The sequence below is a fragment of the Brachyspira sp. genome (assembly GCF_050873525.1).
Taxonomy (GTDB): domain Bacteria; phylum Spirochaetota; class Brachyspiria; order Brachyspirales; family Brachyspiraceae; genus Brachyspira.
In genome coordinates, this window is record NZ_JBNMIZ010000127.1 from 1 (window position 1) to 7,801 (window position 7,801).

At 30.5% G+C, this 7,801-nt stretch carries 4 protein-coding genes; 3 read left to right on the forward strand and 1 reads right to left on the reverse strand.

Translation table 11 applies throughout. The features are described from left to right. Window positions 1-108: 108 nt before the first annotated feature. From ACR0QS_RS08875 to rlmB, 3 genes are all read left to right on the forward strand, one after another. The gene (locus tag ACR0QS_RS08875; protein WP_432633082.1) at window positions 109-1,239 is read left to right on the forward strand and encodes a glycosyltransferase family 4 protein; all 1,131 of its coding nucleotides are present in this window, start codon (window positions 109-111) and stop codon (window positions 1,237-1,239) included. A gap of 66 nt (window positions 1,240-1,305) precedes the next feature. Further along, window positions 1,306-3,180 carry an AMP-dependent synthetase/ligase gene (locus ACR0QS_RS08880; RefSeq protein WP_432633083.1) on the forward strand — a complete coding sequence of 625 codons (1,875 nt, stop codon included), beginning with the start codon at window positions 1,306-1,308 and terminating at the stop codon, window positions 3,178-3,180. A gap of 44 nt (window positions 3,181-3,224) precedes the next feature. Beyond that, on the forward strand, window positions 3,225-3,953 hold the full coding sequence (gene rlmB, locus ACR0QS_RS08885; protein ID WP_432633084.1) for a 23S rRNA (guanosine(2251)-2'-O)-methyltransferase RlmB: 729 nt from the start codon (window positions 3,225-3,227) through the stop codon (window positions 3,951-3,953). Here rlmB and dnaE read toward each other — a convergent pair. Beyond that, complete coding sequence (gene dnaE, locus ACR0QS_RS08890; RefSeq protein ID WP_432633085.1) at window positions 3,950-7,606, reverse strand: DNA polymerase III subunit alpha; 3,657 nt, start codon at window positions 7,604-7,606, stop codon at window positions 3,950-3,952. The two genes, rlmB and dnaE, sit on opposite strands and share 4 nt — an antisense overlap. Between the last annotated feature and the right edge of the window lie 195 nt (window positions 7,607-7,801).

Here is a 7,801-nt window from a genome sequence, read left to right on the forward strand (position 1 = left end):
TAATAAATTTTTTGTAGTTTGTCAAGCGTTTAAGAAAAAAATTAATTTTATATTGATAAATTTTTTAATTATACTTGTAAGTTTTATAAAATATAATATCATAAACTTATGTTTAATATTAATAATGTTAAAAAAATTGCCATATTGCATCCAACTTTCGGCTATAACGGAGGAGCGGAAAATGTTATTCTTTCAACCGTTCAAAGTTTACATAATATTAATATTGAAACCGATATTTATACTTTCAAATTGAGAGAAAATATTCCAAATTATATAAAACAGTTTAAAACCGATATTGTTTTGAATCCGCTTATTTTTGATAAAACGGCAAAATATTTGGCGAATAATTTAATAAATTACGATGCGATTCTTATACATAATTTCCCAGCAACGATATTTTATGGACTCGTCTATAATCAGGCTAAAAAAAATAATAAAAAATTGCCGAAAAGTTTTTGGTATTGCCATGAGCCTAGCGTTCGACTTTACGGAAGCGATGATAAAAGTTATAAAAGACTTCAAAAAACTTGGGATATTGTCGCAAGATGGACAATGCGATTCGATAGACTCGGAGTTGAAAAAATTGATTATATAATTGCAAATAGCGAAAGAACGAAAAACGCGATTAAAAGAGTTTATGGCAGAGAGGCAAAAGTCATTTATCCTTGCATCACTCAAAATAATATAACGCCCGTAGAAAAATCGGAACATTTTATTTATGTTGGAAGATTGGAGAAACCAAAAAATTTAGAAAACGGAATAATTGCATTCAAAAAATTACTTGAAAATATAGAAGATAAAAATTTAAAATTTATAATAGCTGGAAAAGGCAGATATGAAAAAAAATTAAAAAATCTTGCAAAAAAAATTGGAATAGAAAAAAATATAATATTCAAAGGCTATGTTTCGGACGAAGAAAAAAAAGATTTATTAAATAAAAGTTACGCTCTCGTTATGCCCGCGATAAACGAACCTTTTGGCTTAACCATAATAGAAGCGCTTTATTCTTCATGCATTTCAATAATATCAAATCTTTCGGGTGTATATGAAGTTGCAAAAGATTATTCGATTTCCTGCGATATGAACGATATTGATTCGCTTACAAACGCGATGTTTAAAGTCTATAAAGATAAAAATATAAAAATAGAATTAATAGAATCATCGAAAAAAATACTTTGCGATTTTACGCCCGCTAAATATACCGAAAATATCCTCGAATATATAAAAAATAACTTGTAATATTTACAATTTATAGTTATAATTAACTATAAATTATGTTTATTTATTATTTAAGGATATGTATTTATGATAGAGTATAATTCAATACCAAGCGCTTATTTTGAAACCGCTTTAAAAATGCCTCAAAGTCCCGCTTACAGATATAGAGATAATAACGGAGAGAAAATTACGATTAAATATAAAGAATTGTATGATAAAATAAACGCCGTTGCAAAAGCTTTTGAAATTAAAGGACTTTCTTCAAAAAATGTCGCCATATTTTCCGAAAACAGAATAGAATGGTTTATATGCGATATGGCTCTTTTATCTTTGGGTTCGGTAGATGTTCCGAGAGGAAACGATTCCACTTCGGAAGAATTGAATTATATTATTGAACATAGCGAATCAAAAGCGGTATTGGTTGAAAATAAATATGTGTTCGATAAAATAAAAAAACATCATAACGATTTGTCTTTAATAATTTTTTTAGACAGTTCGATGCATAATCCCGATAAAAATATATATTCTTTCGATAAATTTTTGGAATTGGGAAAAGAGGAATTAAACGGTAAAGAGGATTTTGCGGTAAATAAAGCGAAAAAATTAAATAACGAAAATATTGCCACGATTATATATACTTCGGGAACAACGGGAAAACCTAAAGGAGTAGTTTTGACGCATGGAAATATTCTTCACAATGTTAGAGTTTTGCCCGACATAATAAAATTAAAAAGCGGAGAGAAACTTTTAACCATACTTCCTATTTGGCATATTTACGAAAGGACGATATCTTATGTAACCGCGATAACGGGATGTTTTACGGCGATAACGAATAAAAGAGATTTGAAAAGCGATTTTTCAGAAGAGAAGCCCGATATATTTATTTCAGTTCCAGCGATTTGGGTTAATATTTATAATACCGTAATGAAAAATATTGACAGAAAAGGTTTATTTTCAAAAATACTTGCGAAAACTTTAATAAAAGGTTCTATAAGATATATAAGAAATTTGAGATACCAAAATAATTTGATTTATATAATCGGAGACGAAAGAAAAGAAGATAAAATTAAAGATTATCAAATAGGTTTATTCGATTTCTTTTTTCATAAACTCGCTCAAAAAATAATTTATAAAAAAATAATAGAATTAACGGGAGGACGACTTCGTTTAACTATATCTGGAGGCGGAGCTTTGCCAATGTATATTGAAGATTTTATTGAAGCGGCAGGAATAAATTTAGCGGTTGGCTGGGGAATAACTGAAACGGCGCCCGTAGTTACTTTAAGGTCGCCCTACAAAAATTTTAGAGGAACATGCGGAACTCCGATTCCAGAAGTAACTATAGAAATAAGAGATAAAAACGGCGAAGTTTGTAAAGACGGCGTTATGGGAGTTTGCTATATAAAAGGTCCGAATGTATTTAAAGAATATTATAAAGATAAAGAATTAACCGAAACGGCAAAGAAAGACGATTTTTTTGATTCGGGAGATTTGGGAACTTATACTAAAGAAGGCGAAATAGTATTGACGGGACGAGCGAAAGAAACGATAGTTCTTTTAACGGGAGAAAATGTCGAACCGCAGCCTATAGAAAATAAAGCTATGGAATCAAAATATATATCCCAAATAATGCTTATAGGACAGGACAAACCTTCAACGGGAGCGATAATAGTAATTAATTTGGAAAATATAAAAGAATATTTTACAAAGCATAAAATTCATGATAATCTGGATAATTTGACTAATTCCGCAGAAGTTAATAAATTGATAAAGTCCGAATTGAAAAGACTGATTAATTCAAAAAACGGATTTAGACCTTACGAAATCATCTCAAAAATTATTATAATAGATGAAGAATTTAGCATTGAAAACGGACTCTTGACTCAATCGTTAAAAATGAAAAGATTTAATATTATGCAAAAATATAAAGAAGAAATAGAAAAACTATATCAAAAAAATTAATTCTTGTTATAATTCCTATATCATAAAAAATAAAAAGAGAAAATATGTTTATAACTTCAAAAAATGCAATAACGGAAGCGCTTTCAAAAGAATTGGTAAAAATTTTATATATAAAATATCCATTGTCTAAAAGAGAAAAAGAAATAATAAAATTCGCCGAAAGAAAAAAAATTAAAATAAAAATCGTAGATAAAAAAGAAATGGAATCTATAATCGGAAAAGTTTATTCTATAGCCGCAGATATTGAAGAAAACGCTGAAATCGGAATCGACTTGTTTTTGGATAAAATTTTATTGAATAAAGATTTAAAAGAAAAACGAAAACCTTTAATATTTATTTTAGATTCCATAACCGATGTTCATAATTTAGGCGCTATCATAAGAAACGCATATTTTTTCGGAATAGCGGGAATAATAATGCCGAAAGATAATTCCGCTAAGGTAAACGAAAAAGTCTATGAAATATCTGAAGGCGCAGCTTATCATTTGCCGATATTAACTGAAACGAATTTAAATAGAATATTAGATAAAATGAAAGATAAAGGTTTTTGGATATATTATGCAAGCGAAAAAGGAGAGACAGATTTAGAAAATTTCAAGTTCGATTCTCCAACCGCAATAATATTAGGAAACGAACATAGCGGAGTGAGAGAAACTATAAAAAAAAATTCTGACGGAAGTTTGGTAATAAATTCTTTAAATGATTTTGATTCTTTAAATGTATCGGCGGCTTCGGCTATAATCGGCTACGCGTATTCGATATTCAAAAATTAAGCGTATTCGATTTCTATTAAGGACCTTAAAGAATTTTTTGCTTCGTTGAAAAATCTCGCGTTTGGTTCTACTTTATAATCTTCGCCTATTTTAAATATTTCCGTTCCGCTTTCGGATTTCAATTTTAAGAAAATCGTATAATCTCCAGGGTTACTTGAAATCGCGTTTTGAAGGCATAATAAATCCATATCGTCAAAAATATTTTTATTCATATAAAGAGATAATTGTTTTTTGCCCGAATTGGAATTTTTAATAAAATTATAATCGTTATCTGGAATTTTATGATTTATTTCTTTTTTAAACGGATTTTCAGAATTATTATTTTCAGCTTTAATCGGTTTTGCTTGAGCGACATTTTCAAAATCGTTTCTTTTTACATCTCTTTTCACTTCTTTTAAGTTTTTATTTTCCAAATAAGCGTCAAGTTCTTTTATTTCTATTATATTATTATATATTCTATCGTTGAATCTGCTTTTTTCTCTTTTACCTTTAATTAAAATAGCCGTTTGTTCGTTTAAAATATCTCTATATTTTTCTATTTGATTTTTTGCCGTAATATAGAAAACCGATTCGGTAAATAAATCTATAACATTCAAAGTAATCATTGGAGTATTTTTTTTAGTCATAGATTCGTATATTTTTGTTATAACTGCTGGAATTGAAAATTCGTATTTGTCTTCCAATTTATCCAATTCCAAAAGATTATTAAAATATTTATAATCTATTTTATTTATATAATTTGCAAAAGGATGGAATCTTAAAGAAAACCCCAAAACTTCTTTTTCATTTTCCATGAGTATATTATTTGCATATTCAATTTGTTTTTCAATTACTAAAGAAGCGTCTCCAATATCGTCTTCGGAAACCGAATCGAAAAGCATAGTTTGTCCCGATAAAGTTTCTTTTTGATAATTTGCCGCATGAGCCAATATGGAATCGAGCGAAGATATTAAAGCGTTTTCCGTATGTCCGAATTCCAAGAAAGCCCCACATTTTATTAAAGCTTCGTAAACTCTTCTATTTACTAAATGCGAATCTACTCGTTGAGCAAAATCTTCTAAAGTTTTATATTCTCCGTTTTTTTCTCTCTCTTCTTGAATTGCAAAAGCCGCTTGATAACCGACTCCTTTAACAGCGCTTAATCCGTAAACTATTTTTCCGTTTTTTTGAGAAAATAACGCGTCGCTTTCGGATATTGAAGCGGTAACTATTTCTATATTTTTTTGTTTAATTTCGTTTAAGTATAAAGCTATTTTATCCGTATCGGCTATCATTGTATTAAGCAAAGCTACATAATATTCCATAGGATAATGCGCCTTGATATAAGCCTCTTGATAAGCTATTAATGCGTAAGAAACAGAATGCGATTTATTGAATCCATATTCTGCAAAACCTTTCATTGTATCGAATAAATAAACGAGCAATTCTTTATCGTATCCGTTTTTGAGTCCGCCTTCTATAAATTTCGCTTCCATAGAATTCATTTTTTCGACTATTTTTTTACCCATAGCCTTTCTTAAATCGTCCGCTTCCGCCGCCGTGAATCCGCCAATCGCTCTGCTTATAGCCATAATCTGCTCTTGATATATAAGAACTCCCTGACTTTCTTCGAGTATTGGCTGCAAATCGGGATGTTTATAAACTATATTTTTTCTTTTATTTTTTCTGTCGGCATAATCTTTATCCATTCCTGCTTTTAACGGACCTGGGCGAAACAAAGCAACGCTTGAAACCAAATCCATAAATTCCGTAGGTTTAATATTCAAAAGCATCTGCCTCATTCCCGCGCTTTCAAATTGGAATATTCCCCCAGTATCCGCTTTTCTAAAAATTTCGTAAACGGCTTGGTCATCGAACGGAAGTTTATCAATATCAATTTCTTTATTATAACGATTTTTTATATCGGCTACGGCGTCTTTTATTAATCTCAAGTTCTTAATTCCCAAGAAATCCATTTTTATGAGTCCAGCGCTTTCTACATAATTCATTTCATATTGGCAGGCTCTCGTTTTGGTTTTGGAATCCTGATAAACGGGAACGCAATCCATAATCGCTTTATTCGATATTATGATTCCAGCCGCATGAAGTCCGACATTTCTGATTAAACCGTCCAATCGAACGGCTACCTCATACATATTTTTTAATTCTCTATCCGAATCTATCTCTTTTTTGAAATCGGCAAATTCTTCGTCATAGTATATATCTGCAAGTCTGATATTTGATAGCGGAACTTTTTCGGCTAATCTTGACGAAACGCTTAAATCCATTCCCATTACTCGGCAAACATCTTTTATAACCGAGCGTCCGCCTAATGTTCCGAAAGTTGCTATTTGGGCGACATTATCGTTTCCGTATTTTTCTTTAACATATTCTATTACCAAATCTCTTTTATCGTCCTGAAAATCGACATCAATATCGGGCATGCTTTTTCTTTCGGGATTCAAAAATCTTTCAAAAAGCAAATCGTAATCTAAAGGATTGACTTTTGTAATTCCCGTAGCGAAAGCGACTATAGAACCCGCGGCGCTTCCTCTTCCCGGTCCTACGGCAATATCGTTATTTCTTGCGTAATTTATAAAATCCTGAACTACAAGAAAATAGCCTTCAAAACCCATTTTTGATATTACGGCAAGTTCCATTTCAAGTCTTTCCAATGCCTCTTTAGGAATATCGTTATTATAATATTTATTTAATCCTTCGAGACACATTTTTTTAAGAACGGTAGTTTCAGTTTCGCCCGATGGAAGTTCAAAAGAAGGCATATAATAATTTTTTGTCATTATATTCAAATCTTTGCATTGTTCGGCTATTTTAATCGTATTTTCAAAAGCTTTTGGAAGTTTGGAAAAAGATTTCATCATTTCTTCTTCGCTTTTCAAATGAAAATCGTTACTTGGGAATTTATATCTTTTAGCATCGCTCAATTTCGCTCTCGTTTGTATAGCAAGAAGTATTTCATGAGCTTTAGCGTCTTCTTTCAAAACATAATGCACATCGTTCGTAATAACCGTTTCTATATTATGAGAATTTGCCAATTTATATAATTCGCTGTTAAGATATTTTTCTTCTGGCATTCCATGGTCTTGAAGTTCAATATAAAAATCTTCACCAAATATAGATTTATAATATTCGGCTAATTGTGAAGCCTGTTTTCCGTCTTTTCTTCTTATCGCTATCGGTATTTCGCCTCCCATACATGCGCTTAAACATATCAATCCTTTATGATATTTTTCTATTAATTGATGGTCAACCCGCGGTCTATAATAGAATCCTTCCGTATATCCGAAAGTTACTAATTTGCATAAATTATCGTATCCTTCTTTATCTTTTGCCAATACGATTAAATGCATCGCGCTTTTTTCTTCCGAGCTTTCAAGTTTTTTATCGAATCTGCTTTTTGGCGCTACATACAATTCGCAGCCGATTATTGGAGTTATTCCTTTATCTTTCGCTTCTGAAAAAAATTCCATAACGCCGAACATATTTCCATGGTCGGTTATCGCTATCGCGGGCATATCTAATTCTTTAGCCCTGTCTATAAGCCCCGGAATAAGCCTTTTAGTTTTATCCTTTTTGGAATATAACGATTTTATACGCGCTGCTCCGTCAAGTATCGAATATTGCGTATGAACATGTAAATGAACAAATGACATAATAACCCCTTTTGCTGTTTGTATTATATTATAAATTATGTTAAATAGCAAGTTTAAATTTATTATCATATTAAATATAAAAATACAATACAATATATATTTACGGTAAATTTTATTTAAAATTAAAAAATAATTCCAAATTTTTTAGCTTTTTATAGAATTTTATTATATAATCATAAACTAAAAGATTAATAA

Coding starts and splice junctions, on each gene's coding strand:
- ACR0QS_RS08875 (WP_432633082.1), top strand. CDS start 109: ATGTTTAATATTAATAATGTTAAAAAAATTGCCATATTGCATCCAACT.
- ACR0QS_RS08880 (WP_432633083.1), top strand. CDS start 1,306: ATGATAGAGTATAATTCAATACCAAGCGCTTATTTTGAAACCGCTTTA.
- rlmB (WP_432633084.1), top strand. CDS start 3,225: ATGTTTATAACTTCAAAAAATGCAATAACGGAAGCGCTTTCAAAAGAA.
- dnaE (WP_432633085.1), bottom strand. CDS start 7,606: ATGTCATTTGTTCATTTACATGTTCATACGCAATATTCGATACTTGAC.